The sequence below is a fragment of the Streptomyces sp. AC627_RSS907 genome (assembly GCF_019049165.1).
The window spans coordinates 13245-31826 of record NZ_JAGMUE010000042.1 but is presented as its reverse complement, the minus strand read 5'-3'; the positions used below and the strand labels follow the sequence as shown (position 1 = coordinate 31826).

The window sequence follows — 18582 nt, the reverse complement described above, 5'->3', positions numbered from 1 at the left end:
CGCGGCTCGCCCTGATGGCCGTGCCCGTCGCGTTCTTCGCGGTGTTCTTCGCCTACCCCGTCGCCGCCATCCTCGCGCGAGGACTGGAGGTGGACGGGGCCTGGCGGTTCGGGCGCATCGCGGACGTCTTGGCACAGCCCGACGTCCGACACGTGCTGTGGTTCACCACCTGGCAGGCGCTCGCCTCGACCGCGCTCACGCTGCTGATCGCCCTGCCCGGCGCGTACGTCTTCGCGCGCTTCGACTTCCCCGGCAAGCAGGTGCTGCGGGCCGTGGTGACCGTGCCGTTCGTGCTGCCGACGGTCGTCGTGGGCACGGCGTTCCTGGCCCTGGTCGGGCGCGGCGGGCTCCTCGACGAGCTGGGCGGCGTACGGCTGGACACCACCGTGTGGGCGATCCTGCTCGCCCACGTCTTCTTCAACTACGCCGTCGTGGTGCGCACCGTCGGCGGACTGTGGGCGCAGCTCGACCCGCGCCAGGAGGAGGCGGCGCGGATGCTCGGAGCGTCCCCGCTGAGGGCCTGGCGGCAGGTCACCCTGCCCGCGCTCGCGCCCGCCGTGGCCGCCGCGGCGCTGATGGTGTTCCTGTTCACCTTCACCTCCTTCGGGGTGGTCCAGATCCTCGGCGGGCCGACCTTCTCCACCCTGGAGGTGGAGATCTACCGGCAGACCTCGCAGGTCTTCGACCTGTCCACGGCCGCCGTGCTGACGCTGATCCAGTTCGCGGCGGTCTGCGCCATCCTCGCCGTGCACGCCTGGACGGTCCGGCGGCGGGAGACGGCCCTCAGGCTGGTGGACGCCGCCGGTACCGCGCGCCGGCCGCGCGGTACCGGCCAGTGGGCGCTGCTCGCCGGGGTCCTGGTCACCGTCGCCGTGCTGCTGGTGCTGCCGCTCGCCGTGCTGGTCGAGCGGTCACTGGGCGCGCCCGGCCTCGGCTACTACCGGGCGCTCACCCGGGAGGACGGCGGCGCGTTCCTCGTCCCGCCGATCGAGGCGGTCGGCAACTCCCTCCAGTACGCCGTCGCCGCCACCGCCATCGCCGTGGTGATCGGCGCGCTGGCCGCCACCGCGCTCACCCGGCGCGACGCGGGCCGCTTCGTCCGAGGCTTCGACGCGCTGCTGATGCTGCCGCTCGGGGTGTCCGCCGTGACGGTCGGCTTCGGGTTCCTGATCGCGCTGGACGAGCCCCCGCTGGATCTGCGGTCCTCCTGGATCCTCGTGCCGCTCGCCCAGGCGCTGGTCGGCGTGCCCTTCGTCGTACGGACCATGCTGCCGGTGCTGCGCGCGGTGGACGTACGACTGCGGGAGGCGGCGGCGGTGCTCGGGGCGTCGCCGTGGCGGGTGTGGCGGGAGGTCGACCTGCCGATGGTGCGGCGGGCGCTGCTGGTCGCGGCCGGGTTCGCCTTCGCCGTGTCGCTCGGGGAGTTCGGGGCGACCGTGTTCATCGCGCGGCCCGACAACCCGACGCTGCCGGTCGCCGTGGCGCGGCTGCTGGGGCGGCCCGGGGACATGAACTACGGGCAGGCGATGGCCCTGTCGACGATTCTGATGGTGGTGTGCGCCGTGGCCCTGGTGGTACTGGAGCGGCTGCGGACCGACCGGAGCGGGGAGTTCTAGGGATGCTGCTGAGCCTGCGGGGCGCTACTGTCCGCTTCGGCGCGCGGGCCGTGCTGGACGCCGTCGACCTGGAGGTCGCCGAGCACGAGGTGGTCTGCGTCCTCGGGCCGAGCGGCAGCGGCAAGTCGACGCTGCTGCGGGCGGTCGCCGGACTCCAGCCGCTGGACGCCGGGCGGGTGACGCTGGACGGGCGGGACCAGTCCGGGGTGCCCGCGCACCGGCGCGAGGTCGGGCTGATGTTCCAGGACCACCAGCTGTTCCCGCAGCGGGACGTGGCGGGCAACGTCGCCTTCGGGCCGCGTGTGCGCGGCGCGTCCCGTGCCGAGCAGCACGAGCGGGTGGCGGAGTTGCTGGAGCTGGTCGGGCTGCCGGGCGCCGCCCGCCGGTCGGTCGCCGCGCTCTCCGGTGGCGAGCAGCAACGGGTGGCGCTGGCCCGCGCCCTCGCGCCCCGGCCCCGGCTGCTGATGCTGGACGAGCCGCTCGGCCAGCTCGACCGCTCGCTGCGGGAGCGGCTCGTGGTGGAACTGCGGGAGCTTTTCGGCCGGTTGGGCACCACGGTGCTCGCCGTGACGCACGACCAGGGCGAGGCCTTCGCGCTGGCCGACCGGGTCGTGGTGATGCGGGACGGGCGGATCGCCCAGTCGGGGACGCCCCTGGAGGTCTGGCAGCGGCCCGCCGACGCGTTCGTGGCCCGCTTCCTCGGCTTCGACAACGTGGTCGGGGCGACCGTCACCGGGCAGGCCGCGGACACCCCCTGGGGCAAGGTGCCGGTCCCCGAGGACGCCCCGCAGGGAACGCACACCCTGCTGGTGAGGCCCGCCGGGGTACGCCTGGTGCCCGCCGACGCGGGCCTGCGCTGCACGGTCACCGCCCGCACCTTCCGGGGCACCCATGTCGCCGTGCACCTCCAGCCCGAGGGTGCGCCGCGCCTGGAGGCGGCGTGCGCGCTGCGGTCGGCGCCGGAGGTGGGGGACGCGCTCGGGGTGGAGTTCGACCCGGCGGAAATCGTCGTGCTCGGGTGAGGTCGCCGCTCGTAGGCTGACGGCCATGACGCTTCTCGCACACGATCGGTACTGCGACGAGATCGCCCGCCAGGTAGGGCGGTTGCGGACCGTGCTCACCTCCGGCGCCGACCTGTCCGCCACCGTGCCGACCTGCCCGGACTGGACCCTGGAGGACCTGGTACGTCATGTGGGCCGTGCCCTGCGCTGGACGGAACTGATCGTCCGTACCCGCGCCGAGGAGGACGTTCCGCTCGACCGGGCGCCGGGATCGGCGGGCCCCGGGGCGCAAGGGGACGCCACCGCGCTGGACGCCTGGCTGGCGGAGTCGGGATCGGCGGTCGTCGACACGCTGCGGGAGGCGGGCCCGGACGCGCGGGCGTGGTCGTGGGCCGGGATCGACAACGCGGGCTTCTGGGCCCGTCGGGTGACGCACGAACTCGTCGTCCACGGGGCGGACGCGGCCCTCGCGGCGGGCCGGCCGTTCGAGGCGGTCGCGGCCGAGGTGGCGGCCGACGCGGTCGACGAGTGGCTGGAGATCGTGCGGTTCGTGCAGCGGGTCCTTCCGGACGCGCCGGCGCGGGAGCTGCGGGCTCCGGGCCGGAGCATCCACCTGCACGCCACCGACACCGCCGTCGGTCTCGATGCCGGGCGAAGCGGTGCGGGGGTCCCCGCGTCCGAGGGGTGGGGGAGGGTGATCGAGCTACCCGAGGACGGTGTCACCTGGCGCCGTGGCCACGAGAAGGCGTCCGTGACGCTGCGGGGGCCGCTGACCTCCGTCCTGCTGGCCTTCTACGGCCGGTTGCCGCTGTCCGCCCCGGAACTCCAGGTGGTCGGCGACCGCGAGCTGCTGGAACTCTGGCTGGAGAAGGCGAAGTTCGGCTGAAACCGCGGTGGCCCGCCCCCGGCCGGGGACGGGCCACCGCGGTGACGGACCGATGTGCGGGGCGTCAGCGGCTGCTGTTCGCTCCACGACGGCGCAGGCCGAAGAAGACCGCGCCGCCACCGACGACGACCAGGGCCGCCGCGATGCCGACGATCGTGCCGGTGTTCGAGTTCGCACCGGTCTCGGCGAGGCTGGAGTCACCGGCCGCCGGGGACGGGGCGTTGCTCGTCACGGCCGCGGGCGCGGTGCTCTGGCTCGGCGAGGACTCCGGGACGGTGCTCTGGCTCGGCGAGGATTCCGGGGCGGACGGCGACGGGGCCGGCGCCGTGGTCTCCTCGGCCGGGGTCGAGGAGCTCTCCGACGGGGACGGGCTCGGCGTGCCCTCCGTCTTGCAGGGGGTCGACGGGGTCACGAGGTTCGGCTTGATGTCCTCGTCGACGTACTTGTCGGCCTTCACATGGATGCGGTACTCGGCGTTCGGCTTCCAGTCCGCGGCGAAGGTGATGGTGGTGCCCTCGCGCGAGCCCTTGACCGTCTGCTCGCCGATCTTCTCGTCGGTGCCGTTGTTCCGCAGGTAGACGGTGACGGTGGCGGGGATGCCCGCGGGGTCCACGTCGGTGACGGTGATGACGCCCTTGTCGCCTTCGCACTTGGCGGCGGCGGAGAACTCGCTGATGTCGCAGGCGAGGGCGTTGCCGGCGGCGCCGAGCGCCAGGGCCACCGAGGCGGAGGCGACGCCGAGGGCGCGAACGCTACGGCGTGACGCCGTGCGGCTGATTCTGGACAGGACTGCCACGTTTGTCCTTTACGGGAGAAGCAAGAAGCGGGGGGTGGAGAGGGTGCTGACGCGTGGTGATGTGGCGTCAGCACGCCCACGAGACTCCGGTCTATAAGCGGTGCATAAGCAGTGTCAACGCATATGCCTGCCCAGGACGTTGACTTTGCCGTCTTATTAACCGCCGATACGTTTCATCGATGCGGGAGCCCCTCGAGCCGACCGGCGCGATCGGGACTCCCCCGGCATCGTGTCCCCCGCCCGTGCTGGGCGTGCCCGCGTCTCAGCCCTGGACGGCCGCCGGGTCCATCCACACGACCTCCCAGGTGTGACCGTCGAGGTCGTCGAAGGCGCGGCCGTACATGAAGCCGTGGTCCTGGGTCTCGCCGCTGACCGTGCCGCCGGCCGCGACCGCCTTCTCCACCAGCTCGTCGACCTTCTCGCGGCTCTCGGCGCTCAGCGCGATCAGCACCTCGCTGGACTTCGTGGAGTCCACGATCTCCTTCTTCGTGAACATCCGGTACTTCTCGGGCGTGTGCACCATCACGACGATGGTCTCGCTGAGCGGGATCGACGCGGTGGTGTCGTCGCTGAACTCGGCGTTGATCTCGTAGCCGAGGTCGGTGAAGAACTTCTTCGAGGCGTCGAGGTCGTTGGTGGCCAGGTTCACGAAGATCATCTGCTGGTACATGGGGGCCTCTCCCGTCGGGGTCACGCTGGTGTGACGCCGTTCGCAAGGTAGGACGGGAGCGGCGCGCGGAACTCATCGCGGGTTCGGGGATTTCTTCGAAATTCTTTTCCCGCCGCACCGGGGCACCGCCGCACCGCGGCGCCGGGTGCGCCGTCAGTGGATCAGCGGCAGGGAGGCCAGTGCCGCGACGATCAGGGTGAGGGGGCCGAACAGGACGAGCAGCGACCCGGCGCGTACGGCGGCGGCGCCGCGCAGCACGGCCCGGGGTGCGCCCAGCCGCAGCAGGGCCTGAGTGGTGTCGGTGCGGGCCTGCTTGGTCTCGACGGCCGCCGTGAGCAGGGTGGCCACCGCGCATCCCGCGACGAGGAGGGCACCGAGGCTGCTCAGCGGGCCGAGGGCCGCTCCGTCCGACTCGTACAGCAGGGCCGCCGTGCAGGCCACGGACGCCACGGCGCAGACGACGCCCAGCGGGCGGCCGATACGGCTCGACTCCTCCATGAGGACCCGGCCGGCCAGCAGGCGCAGGGCGCCGGGGCGGCCTGCCTGGAGCACGCGGCCGCACAGGTGGGTGAGGCCGGGGCCGGCCAGGGCGAGGCCCAGGGCGGTGAGCGCCCAGCCGATGAGGACGCCGGCGGAAGCGGTGGTGCCGGGGGCGGGGGCGGCCGTGTTGCCGGCGCAGCTCTCCACGGACAGGCCCGCGGTGAGTACGGCGATGCCCCAGGGGAGGGTGGTGCTGTTCTGGGGGCGGGTCGTGGGCCGGGGGCCGGCCCCGGCGTCCGGCGCGGGCCGTGGCACGTCCGTCGCGGCCCGGGCAGGGGGGCGGTCGGTCCGCGTCCGCAGCGTGCCTTCCTCGGGGGAGGCATCCCCGGCGTCGGGCCGGGCGGCCTCGCCGCGCGCGGGTGCCGGGGCCTGGCGGGCGCCGAAGCGGCCGTACGCGCCGAAGGTCTCGCGGGCCGCGCTCCAGCCGTACGCGCCGAAGCGGCCGTAGCCGCGGGTCCGGGTGGCGGGGACGGGCCGGGCCTCTCGGGGGCGCAGGGTGAGGGCCACGGCTGCCGACGCGGTCGCCGGTACCAGGGCCAGCAGGGTCAGAGCCGCGGGGAAGGGGAGGGGCAGGCCGACGGCCAGGGCGTCGGGCACGGTGCCGTCGAGGGGCCTGCCCGTCAGGTCGCCGCGCAGGTGGAGGAAGAGGAGCAGGGCCAACGCCGAGCCGAGCGCGCCGGCCAGGGCCGTGGCCGTCGCCGAGACGGCCATCAGCCGGCCGGGGCCCAGGCCGACCGCCGAGAGACCGGGGCGGGGCCGGGCGCCGGGATCGGCGCGGGCCACCGCGACGGCGAGGTACACCGTGGCGGTGAGGGGGGCCGCGCACCAGGCCAGCCGGAGGGCGGAGGGGCCGGGCGCGTCGGGGTGGCTCATCGCGTGGCCGAGGGCGCACAGCAGCAGGAAGCCCGTGCCCGCCGAGGCCACCGTGACGAGGAAGCGGCGCAGTTGGACGGCGAGGTGGGCGGCGCGGATCAGGCGGAGAGCGAGCACGCCGCCCGGCCTTCCGTTCCGGAGGTGTCGGCGGCCCCCGTGTCCTGCGCGGCCCCGGTGACCGGGGGCAGGTGCACGGTCCGCACCCGCCGTCCGTCCAGCAGCGCCACCGTGCGGTCCGCGAGGGCGGCGGTCTGCGCGTCGTGTGTGGCGAGGACGACGGTGATGCCGTGCGAGCGGGCCGCCGTGGTGAGCGTCCGCAGCACGTGGGCGCGGTCGGCGAGGTGCAGGGGGGCCGTCGGTTCGTCGGCGAAGAGGACCGCGGGGGCGACGGCGAGCGCGCGGGCGATGCAGACGCGCTGCCGCTCGGCCTGCTGGAGTTCGTGGGGGCGTCGGCGGGCCTTGTCCCCGACGTCGAGGCGCTCCAGCCACTCCAGGGCGGAGGTCTTGGCCCGGCGCCGGCCCGTGCCGCGCAGCATCAGAGGGAGGGCGGCGTTTTCCCAGACGTCGAGTTCCGGGACGAGGACGGGGGCGGGGTCGATCCAGCCGAAGCGGTCGCGGCGCAGTCGCTCCCGGCGGAGCGGTCGCATGGTGTGCACCGGCACGCTGTTGAACCACACCTCACCGTCCTGCGGCTTGGTCAGCCCGGCCAGACACCGCAGCAGCGTGGTCTTGCCGCTGCCGCGCGGGCCGGTCACGGCGAGGATCTCGCCCTCGTGGACGCCGATCGACACGCCTTGCAGCGCGGGGGAGCCGTCGTGGTGCTGGAAGCGCAGGGCACGGGCCCAGAGCACGTCGTTGTCCGGCGGAGCCTCCATGGGCGTACACCTCGGTTCTGATCAGAAATACCGTACTGATTCCCCCGTACGGGGGAACGAAGGCGAGGACTGGCGGTCACGGTCCTGGTTGCTGCCTGCAGGGCACTTGTGCCGACCGGGCTTTCCGACAGGGATCCCTGTCGTCCGACGAGAGAGGAGGAGTCACGGGCACGGTATGGAGTCGCCGCGAGGGAAGCCGGACAGCACGCGGCCCCGGGCCGCCGTTCTCACTCGAACGGACGGCACCGGGGCCGGTGATGATCATCCAGAAGGATGATCGGGGCTTCGCCGTGGTCAGAGCTTCGTCCACGCCTCCGTCAGCGTCGCGCGCAGGATCTGCTCGATCTCGTCGAAGGTCTCCTGGTTCGAGATCAGCGGCGGGGCGAGCTGGATGACCGGGTCGCCGCGGTCGTCGGCACGGCAGTACAGGCCGTTGTCGAAGAGCGCCTTCGACAGGAAGCCGTACAGGACGCGCTCGGTCTCCTCGTCGTTGAAGGATTCCTTGGTGTTCTTGTCCTTGACCAGCTCGATGCCGTAGAAGAAGCCGTTGCCGCGCACGTCGCCGACGATCGGCAGGTCGAGGAGCTTCTCCAGGGTGGCGCGGAAGGCGCCCTCGTTGTCGAGCACGTGCTGGTTGAGGCCCTCGCGCTCGAACAGGTCGAGGTTGGCGACGCCGACCGCGGCGGAGACCGGGTGACCGCCGAAGGTGTAGCCGTGCAGGAAGGTGTTGTCGCCCTTGTAGAACGGCTCGGCCAGGCGGTCGGAGATGATGCAGGCGCCGATCGGGGAGTAGCCCGAGGTCATGCCCTTGGCGCAAGTGATCATGTCCGGGACGTAGCCGAACTTGTCGCAGGCGAAGGTCGTGCCGAGGCGGCCGAAGGCGCAGATGACCTCGTCCGAGACGAGCAGGACGTCGTACTGGTCGCAGATCTCGCGCACCCGCTGGAAGTAGCCGGGCGGGGGCGGGAAGCAGCCGCCGGCGTTCTGCACGGGCTCCAGGAAGACGGCCGCGACCGTCTCCGGGCCCTCGAACAGGATCTGCTGCTCGATCTGGTCGGCGGCCCAGCGGCCGAAGGCCTCCGGGTCGTCGCCGAAGAGCGGGGCGCGGTAGATGTTGGTGTTCGGCACCTTGTGCGCGCCGGGGACCAGCGGCTCGAAGGGGGCCTTCAGGGCCGGCAGACCGGTGATCGACAGGGCGCCCTGCGGGGTGCCGTGGTAGGCGACCGCGCGGGAGATGACCTTGTGCTTGGTGGGCTTGCCGGTCAGCTTGAAGTACTGCTTGGCGAGCTTCCAGGCGGTCTCGACGGCCTCGCCGCCGCCGGTGGTGAAGAAGACCTTGTTGAGGTCGCCGGGGGCCTCGTTCGCGAGGCGCTCGGCCAGCTCGACTGCCTTCGGGTGGGCGTAGGACCACACCGGGAAGAAGGCGAGCTCCTGAGCCTGCTTCATGGCGGTCTCGGCCAGCTCGTGGCGGCCGTGTCCGGCCTGGACCACGAAGAGGCCGGCGAGGCCGTCGAGGTAGCGCTTGCCCTTGTCGTCGTAGATGTGGGTGCCCTCACCGCGGACGATGGTGGGGACGGGGGCGTTCTCGTACGACGACATGCGGGTGAAGTGCATCCACAGGTGGTCGTACGCGGTCCGGCTGAGGTCCTTGGGGTTGTCGGTACTCACGATTATCGGGTTCCCCACATGTAGGTCTGCTTCTTGAGCTTCAGGTAGACGAAGCTCTCGGTGGAGCGCACTCCGGGGACGGCCCGGATGCGTCGGTTGATGACCTCCAGAAGGTGGTCGTCGTCCTCGCAGACGACCTCCACCATCAGGTCGAAGGAGCCCGCGGTCATCACCACGTACTCGCATTCGGACATGGCCGTCAGCGCGTCGGCGACGGACTCCACGTCGCCTTCCACATTGACACCGACCATCGCCTGGCGGCGGAAGCCCACGGTGAGCGGGTCCGTGACGGCGACGATCTGCATCACGCCCTGGTCGAGGAGCTTCTGGACGCGCTGGCGCACGGCCGCCTCCGACAGGCCGACGGCCTTTCCGATGGCGGCGTACGGCCGGCGGCCGTCCTCCTGGAGCTGCTCGATGATGGCGAGGGAGACGGCGTCCAACTGGGGACCGCCGTTCCTGGACTCGCGGGAGTCCCTCTGGTCTGCGCTTCGACTGGCCACGACTCCACTGTGCACGACGTATCGACAGTTTCGCAAGGTCGAACCGATGAAATCCGTTGTGCGCGTCCTTTCAGGCTGCGGATTTCGCAATCGAGAGGGGAGTGGGGGTGTTGAAAACGTCGGGTCTCCGTCTAGGGTGGGTGTCTCAGTGTTTGGACAGCTGAGCGGTCCGAACCCGAGAGATCCGCAAGAGATCCGAAGTAGACATCGAACTTGGAGGGCCGGCAGTGAGCACCGAGCTGCGTCGTCTGCGCAACTACATCGACGGTGAGTTCCGGGACGCCGCCGACGGACGGACCACGGAGGTGGTCAACCCCGCCACGGGCGAGGCCTACGCCACCGCGCCCCTGTCCGGGCAGGCGGACGTCGACGCCGCCATGGCCGCCGCCGCCGCGGCCTTCCCGGCCTGGCGCGACACCACCCCGGCCGAGCGGCAGAAGGCCCTGCTGAAGATCGCGGACGCGTTCGAGGAGCGGGCCGAGGAACTGATCGCGGCCGAGGTGGAGAACACGGGCAAGCCCGTCGGGCTGGCCCGGTCCGAGGAGATCCCGCCGATGGTCGACCAGATCCGCTTCTTCGCGGGTGCGGCGCGGATGCTGGACGGGCGCAGCGCGGGCGAGTACATGGAGGGCCTGACCTCCATGGTCCGCCGCGAGCCGATCGGCGTCTGCGCGCAGGTCGCGCCGTGGAACTACCCGATGATGATGGCCGTGTGGAAGTTCGCCCCGGCGCTCGCCGCGGGCAACACGGTCGTCCTGAAGCCGTCCGACACCACCCCGGCGTCCACCGTCCTGATGGCCGACATCATCGGCTCGATCGTGCCCAAGGGCGTCTTCAACGTCATCTGCGGCGACCGCGACACCGGCCGTCTGATGGTCGAGCACCCGACCCCCGCGATGGCCTCCATCACCGGCTCGGTGCGGGCCGGCATGTCGGTCGCCGAGTCGGCGTCCAGGGACCTCAAGCGGGTGCACCTGGAGCTGGGCGGCAAGGCGCCGGTCGTCGTCTTCGAGGACACCGACATCCCCAAGGCCGTCGAGGGCATCTCGGAGGCGGGCTACTTCAACGCCGGCCAGGACTGTACGGCGGCCACCCGCGTGCTGGTCCACGAGTCGATCCACGACGAGTTCGTGAGCGCGCTCGCGAAGGCCGCGTCCGAGATCAAGACCGGTCAGCCGGACGACGAGGACGTCAAGTACGGCCCGCTCAACAACCCCAACCAGCTCAAGCAGGTCGCGGGCTTCATCGAGCGCCTGCCCGCCCACGCCAAGGTCGAGGCCGGCGGCCACCAGGTCGGCGACAAGGGCTACTTCTACGCCCCGACGGTCGTCTCCGGCCTCAAGCAGGACGACGAGATCATCCAGAAGGAGGTCTTCGGCCCCGTCATCACCGTCCAGTCCTTCCGTGACGAGGACCAGGCGGTGGAGTGGGCCAACGGCGTCGAGTACGCGCTGGCCTCCTCGGTGTGGACCAAGGACCACGGCCGGGCCATGCGGATGTCCAAGAAGCTGGACTTCGGCTGTGTGTGGATCAACACCCACATCCCGCTGGTCGCCGAGATGCCGCACGGCGGCTTCAAGAAGTCCGGCTACGGCAAGGACCTGTCGTCGTACGGCTTCGACGACTACACGCGGATCAAGCACGTGATGACGTCGCTGGACGCCTGATACGCCGGTCCGCCGCGGGCGGCGGGAGACCGTGGGCGGCCCGGTCCGTCGTGGCCGGTCGCGCGGTTCCCCGCCGCCCCGTCGGGTGCGTCTGCCTCGCGGAGTCCGGCAGGGTGTCGGCGTGGGGGCCCGCTCGGCGGGGCGTCGATGGTGACGGCGTCCGGTACGGCGGCATGCTGCCGGGATGCCGTTGCGATCACGCTCCCCGTCCCGTCGTTCTCTCCTCCTCGGCACGGCCGCGCTGCCCGGCGGGCCGGCCGGGTGCGGGGTGCCCGCCGCGTACGTGGCACCCGGGGACCGGGCCGCCGCCGACCGCTCCGCGCGGGACAGGCGGCTGGTCCGGGCGAACCGGCCGTTCTACGAGCTGGCCGCTCTCCATCGACACCGACGACGAGGACCCCGCCCGGCGGCCGAGGCGACGGGACCCGTGCGTGATCGCCCTTACGGGAGCGGGCCGCCGCCGGCGCGCAGGGCGCACAGCGTGTCGATGCGGTTGGTCGTGATCGAGTCGACGCCCAGGGCGATCAGCCGGCGCATGGAGCGCCGGGTGTCGGGGGTCCACACGGACAGCAGCAGACCGTCGCGGTGGACGCGCTCGGCCAGCGCCCGGTCCACCAGCCCGAAGCGGTAGTTGAGCCACCGCGGCCGCACCGCCGTCAGCAGTGCGGGCCGGGGTGGCGCCGCCGTCGTCCAGGTCAGGGCGATCTCGGCGGCCGGGTCGGCGGCGCGCACGGCGAGCATGGTGACGGCCCCCGCGCAGTAGTAGACACGGTCCCGCGCCCCGCACTCGCGGACGACGTCCACGATGCGCCGGGCCGCCCGCTCGTCCGGCGTTCCGGGCAGGTCGAGCATCAACCGGCTGCCGTCGGTCGCGGTGAGCGCCTCCGCGAGCGTCGGCACCCGGCCCGACGTCAGGCCGCGTACCTCTTCCACCGACAGGGCACGCAGCGGCCGGTCCCGCTGCCACAGCCGCTTCAGCGTCTCGTCGTGCAGCAGCACCGGTACGCCGTCCCGGGTGAGGCGTACGTCGGTCTCGACCGCGTCCGCGCCGCACCGGAGCGCGGAGCGCAGCGACGGGATCGTGTTCTCGCGGAAACGGTACGGGTCGCCGCGGTGGGCCACGGCGGTCACGTCGCGCAGGGGGGCCATGGTCGCGGGCCGTCTCAGGAGGCGAGCCAGGCGGCGGTGTAGGCGTCGATCTCGTCCCTGATCCGCGCCTTGCCCGGCGCGTCGAGGAAGGACGCCTCGACCCCGTTCTTCGCCAGGTCGGCGAGCCCGCGCTCGTCGAGGCCGAGGAGCCGGGCGGCGACGGCGTACTCGTTGTTGAGGTCGGTGCCGAACATCGGCGGGTCGTCGGAGTTGATGGTCACCAGGACGCCGGCCCGCGTGAACTCCTTGATCGGGTGCTCGTCCAGGGTGCGCACCGCGCGGGTGGCGATGTTCGAGGTCGGGCACACCTCCAGCGGAATGCGCCGCTCGGCGAGGTGCGCCAGAAGCTTCGGGTCCTGCGCGGAGCTGGTGCCGTGCCCGATGCGTTCGGCGCGCAGGTGGGTGAGCGCGTCCCACACCGTCTGCGGACCGGTGGTCTCGCCGGCGTGCGGCACCGAGTGCAGTCCGGCGGCGATCGCCTGGTCGAAGTACGGCTTGAACTGCGGTCGCGCCACCCCGATCTCCGGTCCGCCGAGCCCGAAGGAGACCAGGCCCTCGGGACGCACCCGGTCGTCGGTGGCGAGCCGCGTCGTCTCCTCGGCGGACTCCAGGCCGGCCTCGCCCGGAATGTCGAAGCACCAGCGCAGCACGGTCCCGAACTCGGCCTCGGCCGCCTTGCGGGCGTCCTCGATGGCGTCCATGAAGGCGCCCTCGTCGATGCCGCGCCGGGTGGAGGAGAACGGGGTGACGGTCAGCTCGGCGTACCGCACCTGCTGCCGGGCCATGTCCCGGGCCACTTCGTAGGTCAGCAGCCGCACGTCCTCCGGGGTGCGGATCAGGTCGACGACGGACAGGTACACCTCGATGAAGTGGGCGAAGTCCGTGAACGTGAAGTAGTCGGCCAGGGCCTCGGGGTCGGTGGGGACCTTGGAGTCGCGGTGGCGCGCGGCCAGTTCCGAGACGATGCGCGGGGAGGCGGAGCCGACGTGGTGGACGTGCAGTTCGGCCTTGGGCAGTCCCGCGATGAAGGCGTGCAGGTCGCGCGGGACGGCGGGGTCGACGAGGTGCTCGGTCAAGGGTTCCTCCCCAAAGCGGCGTCCCGGGCCGGCGGTGCGGCGGCGGAGCGCGGGTGATCGGCTGATCGGTGGTTCGGGGATCATCGTAGGCCGGTCCCGCGCCGGGCGGTCGGGGCCCGTAGCATGGCGGGACGACCGACCCAGGGGGACGCGATGACGGACGCACCACGGCCGGGCGGGGACTCCGCCGGCGGTTACGACCCTTGGGCGCCCCCGGAGAGCAGGCCGTCGCCGGACAAGGGCCGCGGGGCCGGTGCGGGGCGGGAGCAGGGCCGGCCGCCGGCCGTCGACGCGTGGCCCGGGCAGCAGCCGCCGTCCGTGCACGATCAGGCCACGGTCACCTCGATGCCCGCCGCCGGGTTCACCGCTCCCGACTTCGCGGTGCCGCCCCCGCCGATCGCGCCCGGTGGCCCGGGTGTCCAGGTCGGGTACGGCTACCCCGGTTACCCCCAGGGCTACGGCTGGCCCGGGGGCGCGATGCCTCCGCAGAACGGCATGGGCACCGCGGCGATGGTGCTGGGCATCCTCGCCTGCTGCCTGTTCTGCCTGTACGGCGTGGTCTCCGTGGTGCTCGGCATCCTCGCCCTGGTCTTCGGGATCAAGGGCCGCCGCAGGGCCGAGCGGGGCGAGGCCACCAACCACGGCCAGGCGCAGGCCGGCTTCGTCATGGGCATCGTCGGCATCGTCCTCGGCATCGTCGTGATCGCCCTGGTCGCCATCGGGATCACCGCGGCGGTCAACGACGACTCGGACTACGACGACCCCTACTACGGGGCCTCGCGCCCGGTGCCGGCCTCCGCGGCGGCGTGGAGCTGAACTCCCCTTCGTCCTCGGCGATCAGGGCGATTACGATGTCGAACTTCAACGAGGGGAGAGCAGTTCATGTCGCACACCAATCCCGGTCCCGACGGATTCGGGCCGCCGCAGCCCGCCCAGCCGCCCGCCGGAGGGTACGCGTACCCGCAGTCCGCGCCCCCCGGCTACGGCTACCCGAGCCCCGGCCAGTCGTACCCCGCCGCTCCGCCGGTGGGCTACCCCCAGGCGCCCGGGTACGCGATGCCGATGCAGCCGAGCAACGGCATGGGGACCACGGGGCTGGTGCTGGGCATCATCGGCGTGGTCTGCAGCCTGACCTTCTTCCTGTGGTTCTTCGGAGTCATCCTGGGCATCCTCGGCATAATCTTCGGCGCGATCGGCCGCGGCAAGGCCACCCGGGGCGAGGCCACCAACAAGGGCGCGGCGACCGCCGGACTGGTCTGCGGCATCGTGGCCACCGTGATCCTGCCGCTGCTCGGCTTCCTCGTCTTCGCGAGCCTCATGAGCGCCGTCTGAGCGCCGTCTGAGCGCCCTCCGAGAGCCGTCCGAGCGCTCTCCGAGCGCTGTGGAGCGATCAAGGCCAGCGAGAAGACCGGTGGCAAGGCCAGAGACAAGGCCGGTGACAACGCCGGTGACAAGTCGGCGACACAGGGGGCGGCCTCGAAGGCCGCCCCCTTCAGTCACCCTCCCGCAGCCGCTCCCGCGCCGCCATCAGCGCGAACCCCAGCAGGTTCGGCCCCCGCCACCGCTCCGGGTCCGCCGCCGCCTCGTCGTCCGCGGCCAGGCCGATGCCCCAGACACGGTCCACGGGGCTCGCCTCCACCAGCACCCTGTCACCGGTGCCCAGCAGGAAGGCGCGCAGAGCCGGATCCGAGGCGAACTTGTGGACGCTGCCCTCGACGACGATCCGGAACCGCTCCCGCTCCCACACCGCCTCGTCGAAGCCGCGCACCAGCCGCCCCGCCTTCTTGGCCTCGGCGGGATGACCCGCGGCCAGCACCAGCCGCTCGGCCTCCGCGTCCCGGAACAACCTCGCCTTGCCCGCCATCATCCAGTGCTCGGCCGTCGCGTACTCCACCCCTGCCACGGTGAACGGCGACGGCCACCACTGACTCAGACAACTCGGCCCGATCCGGCCGTCGGGCCTCGGCCGGTGCCCCCAGAAGTACAGATACCGGATCCGGGCACCCTCCCGGATCCGCGCGAGCAGTGCCTCCCTGCTGTCGACGGTCCCCACTGCCGTCCCCGTGATCCTCTCCATCGCCCCCGTGATCCTCTCCATGCACGCGAGTCTGGCACGCGCCACTGACACCGCGTCCGCCCTTTTCTGCGGCGACTCGACAACTGGTCGACAGATTCCGTCGCGTAACCAAATGGCAACAACGGAATCACTTGTTGGGGGTCTAGTGCTCTGTCAGGATCGGCACTCACATCGAGCCCGAGCCACACCGGCCCCCACCCCGGGGAGACCGAGGAGAGCCGACATGCACATCCCGGGCAACGCCACCCCGGACCGATTTCCGGCCCAGGACCGCTTCGCGGACGGGGCCCAGTACATCGCGGGCTGTCCGACGAAGGGCACCTCGGGACGCACGCACACGGTCGTCGACCCGGCGACCGGCGAGGGCGTCCTCACCTACGAGCTCGCCGGGCCGGACGACGTCGACGCGGCCGTCGCCGCCGCCCGCGAGGCGTTCCCCGGCTGGTCGGCCGCCACCCCGGGCGAGCGCTCCGACGCCCTGCACCGGTTCGCCGCCGTGCTCGCCGAGCAGGCCGAGGACCTCGCCCGCGCCGAGTCGCTCCAGTGCGGGAAGCCGCTGAAGCTGACCCGCGAGTTCGACGTGCCGGGCACGGTCGACAACGCGGCGTTCTTCGCCGGTGCCGCCCGGCATCTGCAGGGGCAGTCGGCGGGGGAGTACTCCGGTGACCACACCTCGTACGTCCGCCGCGAGCCGATCGGTGTCGTCGGGTCCGTCGCGCCCTGGAACTACCCGCTCCAGATGGCCGCCTGGAAGATCCTCCCGGCGATCGCCGCGGGCAACACCATCGTGCTGAAGCCCGCCGAGACCACCCCGCTGACCTCCCTGATGTTCGCCCAGGCCGCGACCGCGGCCGGCATCCCGGACGGGGTGGTCAACATCGTCAGCGGCACCGGGCGGGAGGCCGGTGAGCACCTCGTCGGCCACCCCGACGTGGCGATGACCTCCTTCACCGGTTCCACCGCCGTCGGCAGGCGCGTCGCCGAGGTCGCCACGGCCACCGTGAAACGCCTGCACCTGGAGCTCGGCGGCAAGGCACCCTTCCTCGTCTTCGACGACGCCGACCTGGACGCCGCCGTCCACGGCGCGGTCGCGGGCGCGCTCATCAACACCGGCCAGGACTGCACGGCCGCCACGCGCGCGTACGTCCAGCGGCCCCTGTACGAGGCGTTCGTCGAGCGGACCGCCGCCCTCATGGACACCGTCCGGGTCGGCGATCCCTTCGCCCCCGGCACCGACCTCGGTCCGCTGGTCTCGCACGTCCAGCGCGACCGCGTCGCCGGCTTCGTCGACCGGGCCCGCTCCTACGCGCGCGTGGTGACCGGCGGGGAGGTTCCCCTGGGCGACCTGGAGGACGGTGCCTACTACCGGCCCACCCTCATCGCCGACGCGCCGCAGGACAGCGAGGTCGTCCAGTCCGAGATCTTCGGGCCCGTCCTGGTCGTGCTGCCCTTCGACAGCGACGACGAGGGCATCCGGCTGGCCAACGACACGCCGTACGGACTCGCCGCCTCCGCCTGGAGCCGGGACGTGTACCGGGCGAACCGCGCCACCCGCGAGATCAAGGCGGGCTGCGTGTGGATCAACGACCACATCCCGATCATCAGCGAGATGCCGCACGGCGGCTACAAGGCATCCGGCTTCGGCAAGGACATGTCCGCCTACTCCTTCGAGGAGTACACACAGGTCAAGCACGTCATGTTCGACAACACCGCGGTGGTCCGCAAGGACTGGCACCGCACTGTCTTCGGGGACCGATAGCCATCACGACAGGCCGCCGACCACGGCCGACCGCACCCGAAAGGGCAACCACGCGCATGGAGCAGTACGAGCCCGACCGCCTGTCCCCGGCCCAAGTGGCCGCCATGCGGCGCAGTTACACCAACGGCAGGGCCGCCCTCACCCGCCGCTCGCTGCTGCGTGCCTCCACGGGCGGCGCGCTCGCCCTCGGCGGACTCGGCACGCTGAGCGCCTGCGGCATCCCGGCGGCCGGCAAGACCGAGGGCGGTGTCTCGGCCGAGGACCGGTCGGCCCGGGAGAAGCGGGTCGCCTTCTCCAACTGGACCGAGTACATGGACGTCGACGAGAGCGGCCGGCGGCACCCGACGCTGGAGGCGTTCACCGAACGCACCGGCATCAAGGTCACGTACACGGAGGACATCAACGACAACGCCGAGTTCTTCGGCAAGATCCAGCCACAGCTCGCCGCGGGCCAGGAGACCGGCCGTGACATCGTCGTCCTCACCGACTGGCTGGCCGCCCGGCTGATCCGCCTCGGGTGGGTCCAGAAGCTGGACCCGGCCAACCTGCCGCACGCCTTCGCCAACCTGTCCCCCCAGTTCCGCAGCCCAGACTGGGATCCGGGCCGCGCCTACTCGTACCCCTGGCAGGGCATCTCGACGGTCATCGCCTACAACAGGAAGGCGCTGGACGGCACCGAGGTGAAGTCGGTCTCCGACCTGCTCGACACCCCGAAGCTCAAGGGGCGCGTCGGCTTCCTCACCGAGATGCGCGACACCGTCGGCATGGTGCTGCTCGACATGGGCAAGGACCCGGCGCGCTTCTCCGACGACGACTACGACGCGGCGATCGCCCGTCTCCAGAAGGGCGTCGACAGCGGCCAGATACGCCGCTTCACCGGCAACGACTACACCTCCGACCTCACCAAGGGCGACTTCGCGGCCTGTCTGGCCTGGGCCGGAGACGTCGTCCAGCTCAAGGCCGACAACCCGGACGTCGACTTCGTCATCCCGGACAGCGGCTACGTCACGTCGAGCGACAGCATGCTGATCCCCAACAAGGCCCGGCACAAGACGAACGCCGAACGGCTCATCGACTACTACTACGAGCCGGGCCCGGCCGCGGAACTCGCCGCCTACATCAACTTCGTCTGCCCCGTCGACGGGGTGAAGGAGGAGTTGGCGAAGATCGACGAGGACGCGGCGAACAACCCGCTGATCATTCCCGACAAGGCCATGCAGGCCCGGTCCCACGCCTTCCGCTCGCTGAGCTCGAAGGAAGAGACGGCCTACGAAGAGAAGTTCGCGAAGCTCACGGGGGCGTGACGACGATGACGACGCCGAACACGCCGACCACGCCGAACACGAAGAACACGCCGAACACGAAGAACACGCCGACCACGAAGAACACGCCGACCACGAAGAACACGACGAATGCGACGAACAAG

Annotated in this window: 17 protein-coding genes and 2 pseudogenes; 9 read left to right on the top strand and 10 right to left on the bottom strand. The window is 71.9% G+C overall.

Annotation, left to right across the window (positions count from 1 at the left end; translation table 11 throughout):
• Positions 1-14: 14 nt before the first annotated feature.
• Genes KUM32_RS11335 through KUM32_RS11325 form a run of 3 tightly spaced genes read left to right on the top strand, consistent with a single transcriptional unit; the run spans position 15 to position 3503 of the window.
• Complete coding sequence (locus tag KUM32_RS11335) at positions 15-1616, top strand: iron ABC transporter permease (RefSeq protein WP_217141827.1); 1602 nt, start codon at positions 15-17, stop codon at positions 1614-1616.
• A 2-nt stretch (positions 1617-1618) separates the two neighbouring features.
• Entirely contained in the window at positions 1619-2638 is a 1020-nt protein-coding gene (locus KUM32_RS11330) for an ABC transporter ATP-binding protein (protein WP_217141728.1), read from the top strand.
• Between the two features lie 25 nt (positions 2639-2663).
• Entirely contained in the window at positions 2664-3503 is an 840-nt protein-coding gene (locus KUM32_RS11325; protein WP_217141727.1) for a maleylpyruvate isomerase N-terminal domain-containing protein, read from the top strand.
• Between the two features lie 64 nt (positions 3504-3567).
• Here the strand turns inward: KUM32_RS11325 and KUM32_RS11320 are convergent, their stop codons facing one another.
• From KUM32_RS11320 to KUM32_RS11295, 6 genes are all read right to left on the bottom strand, one after another.
• Positions 3568-4299 carry an LAETG motif-containing sortase-dependent surface protein gene (locus KUM32_RS11320; protein ID WP_217141726.1) on the bottom strand — a complete coding sequence of 244 codons (732 nt, stop codon included), beginning with the start codon at positions 4297-4299 and terminating at the stop codon, positions 3568-3570.
• A 262-nt stretch (positions 4300-4561) separates the two neighbouring features.
• A complete protein-coding gene (locus KUM32_RS11315) occupies positions 4562-4969 on the bottom strand; it encodes a VOC family protein (protein ID WP_217141725.1) in 408 nt (135 codons plus the stop codon).
• A 153-nt stretch (positions 4970-5122) separates the two neighbouring features.
• Positions 5123-6499 (bottom strand): hypothetical protein, encoded by a 1377-nt coding sequence (locus KUM32_RS11310; protein WP_217141724.1) that lies wholly within the window; start codon positions 6497-6499, stop codon positions 5123-5125.
• Complete coding sequence (locus KUM32_RS11305; RefSeq protein ID WP_217141723.1) at positions 6481-7257, bottom strand: ABC transporter ATP-binding protein; 777 nt, start codon at positions 7255-7257, stop codon at positions 6481-6483. Before KUM32_RS11305 ends, KUM32_RS11310 begins: the two co-directional genes overlap by 19 nt.
• A gap of 294 nt (positions 7258-7551) precedes the next feature.
• Positions 7552-8925, bottom strand: coding sequence for an aspartate aminotransferase family protein (locus tag KUM32_RS11300; RefSeq protein WP_217141722.1), 1374 nt, complete (start codon positions 8923-8925; stop codon positions 7552-7554).
• A gap of 2 nt (positions 8926-8927) precedes the next feature.
• Entirely contained in the window at positions 8928-9443 is a 516-nt protein-coding gene (locus KUM32_RS11295; RefSeq protein WP_217141721.1) for an Lrp/AsnC family transcriptional regulator, read from the bottom strand.
• Between the two features lie 212 nt (positions 9444-9655).
• Between KUM32_RS11295 and KUM32_RS11290 the strand changes: the two genes are divergently transcribed.
• Both KUM32_RS11290 and KUM32_RS43405 read left to right on the top strand, forming a co-directional pair.
• Positions 9656-11095, top strand: a complete 1440-nt coding sequence (locus tag KUM32_RS11290) for a gamma-aminobutyraldehyde dehydrogenase (protein WP_217141720.1) — start codon at positions 9656-9658, stop codon at positions 11093-11095.
• Between the two features lie 184 nt (positions 11096-11279).
• A pseudogene (locus KUM32_RS43405) lies at positions 11280-11508 on the top strand (spermidine/putrescine ABC transporter substrate-binding protein); the annotation flags it as partial.
• A gap of 28 nt (positions 11509-11536) precedes the next feature.
• Here the strand turns inward: KUM32_RS43405 and KUM32_RS11285 are convergent.
• A complete protein-coding gene (locus KUM32_RS11285; RefSeq protein WP_217141719.1) occupies positions 11537-12244 on the bottom strand; it encodes a glycerophosphodiester phosphodiesterase in 708 nt (235 codons plus the stop codon).
• A gap of 14 nt (positions 12245-12258) precedes the next feature.
• A pseudogene (locus KUM32_RS11280) lies at positions 12259-13378 on the bottom strand (adenosine deaminase).
• A gap of 95 nt (positions 13379-13473) precedes the next feature.
• Here KUM32_RS11280 and KUM32_RS11275 point away from each other — a divergent pair.
• Both KUM32_RS11275 and KUM32_RS11270 read left to right on the top strand, forming a co-directional pair.
• A complete protein-coding gene (locus KUM32_RS11275; RefSeq protein ID WP_217141717.1) occupies positions 13474-14136 on the top strand; it encodes a DUF4190 domain-containing protein in 663 nt (220 codons plus the stop codon).
• A gap of 66 nt (positions 14137-14202) precedes the next feature.
• Complete coding sequence (locus tag KUM32_RS11270) at positions 14203-14652, top strand: DUF4190 domain-containing protein (RefSeq protein WP_217141716.1); 450 nt, start codon at positions 14203-14205, stop codon at positions 14650-14652.
• Positions 14653-14812: 160 nt separating this feature from the next.
• Here KUM32_RS11270 and KUM32_RS11265 read toward each other — a convergent pair whose 3' ends face one another.
• A complete protein-coding gene (locus KUM32_RS11265; protein ID WP_217141715.1) occupies positions 14813-15418 on the bottom strand; it encodes an NADAR family protein in 606 nt (201 codons plus the stop codon).
• A gap of 202 nt (positions 15419-15620) precedes the next feature.
• On the opposite strand from KUM32_RS11265, the gene KUM32_RS11260 reads away from it, so the two are divergent.
• Both KUM32_RS11260 and KUM32_RS11255 read left to right on the top strand, forming a co-directional pair.
• Positions 15621-17156: a gamma-aminobutyraldehyde dehydrogenase gene (locus tag KUM32_RS11260; protein ID WP_217141714.1), complete on the top strand. Its 1536-nt coding sequence runs from the start codon at positions 15621-15623 to the stop codon at positions 17154-17156.
• Positions 17157-17212: 56 nt separating this feature from the next.
• A complete protein-coding gene (locus tag KUM32_RS11255; protein WP_217141713.1) occupies positions 17213-18460 on the top strand; it encodes a PotD/PotF family extracellular solute-binding protein in 1248 nt (415 codons plus the stop codon).
• Here KUM32_RS11255 and KUM32_RS44695 read toward each other — a convergent pair.
• Entirely contained in the window at positions 18447-18581 is a 135-nt protein-coding gene (locus KUM32_RS44695; RefSeq protein WP_302185132.1) for a hypothetical protein, read from the bottom strand. The two genes, KUM32_RS11255 and KUM32_RS44695, sit on opposite strands and share 14 nt — an antisense overlap.
• Between the last annotated feature and the right edge of the window lies 1 nt (position 18582).

Bases quoted from the DNA above. Each gene is read 5' to 3' on its own strand.
- KUM32_RS11315 (WP_217141725.1), bottom strand. From the start codon at position 4,969: ATGTACCAGCAGATGATCTTCGTGAACCTGGCCACCAACGACCTCGAC.
- KUM32_RS11255 (WP_217141713.1), top strand. From the start codon at position 17,213: ATGGAGCAGTACGAGCCCGACCGCCTGTCCCCGGCCCAAGTGGCCGCC.
- KUM32_RS11270 (WP_217141716.1), top strand. From the start codon at position 14,203: ATGTCGCACACCAATCCCGGTCCCGACGGATTCGGGCCGCCGCAGCCC.
- KUM32_RS11325 (WP_217141727.1), top strand. From the start codon at position 2,664: ATGACGCTTCTCGCACACGATCGGTACTGCGACGAGATCGCCCGCCAG.
- KUM32_RS11275 (WP_217141717.1), top strand. From the start codon at position 13,474: ATGACGGACGCACCACGGCCGGGCGGGGACTCCGCCGGCGGTTACGAC.
- KUM32_RS11285 (WP_217141719.1), bottom strand. From the start codon at position 12,244: ATGGCCCCCCTGCGCGACGTGACCGCCGTGGCCCACCGCGGCGACCCG.
- KUM32_RS11335 (WP_217141827.1), top strand. From the start codon at position 15: ATGGCCGTGCCCGTCGCGTTCTTCGCGGTGTTCTTCGCCTACCCCGTC.
- KUM32_RS11265 (WP_217141715.1), bottom strand. From the start codon at position 15,418: ATGGAGAGGATCACGGGGGCGATGGAGAGGATCACGGGGACGGCAGTG.
- KUM32_RS11330 (WP_217141728.1), top strand. From the start codon at position 1,619: ATGCTGCTGAGCCTGCGGGGCGCTACTGTCCGCTTCGGCGCGCGGGCC.
- KUM32_RS11260 (WP_217141714.1), top strand. From the start codon at position 15,621: ATGCACATCCCGGGCAACGCCACCCCGGACCGATTTCCGGCCCAGGAC.
- KUM32_RS11305 (WP_217141723.1), bottom strand. From the start codon at position 7,257: ATGGAGGCTCCGCCGGACAACGACGTGCTCTGGGCCCGTGCCCTGCGC.